The organism is Bacillus sp. JJ1764 (assembly GCF_036962145.1).
Classification (GTDB): domain Bacteria; phylum Bacillota; class Bacilli; order Bacillales; family Cytobacillaceae; genus Neobacillus.
This window is the reverse complement of record NZ_JBALNY010000233.1, coordinates 1-295: the sequence shown is the minus strand read 5'-3', so window position 1 is coordinate 295 and position 295 is coordinate 1. Positions and strand designations below refer to the sequence as shown.

General features: G+C 36.9%; 1 pseudogene. It reads left to right on the top strand.

Annotated features, from left to right (window positions below):
- Positions 1–295, top strand: a pseudogene (locus V7083_RS22980) (DUF3307 domain-containing protein); the annotation flags it as partial.

Genomic DNA, 295 nt, shown 5'->3' with positions numbered 1-295 from the left:
TTGACCTTTGAAGGAAAATATTCTTATAAAACTGGCATGGAGGAAAAGTTATTCCATAAGAAGGGGAATATTGGCGTAACAGAGGAATTCCATTATCCGATTTTTAGCGAGAATGATCTTAGCCGTGGAAAAATTATTGGCTATATTGAAAGAATGCTAGTTTTAATCATGACCTTTTATAACGCCTACCCAGCAATTGGATTTATCGTTGCTGCCAAATCAATTGCTAGGTTTAAGCAAATGGATGACCGAAATTGGGCCGAGTATTTTTTATTAGGCACGCTGACATCCATGT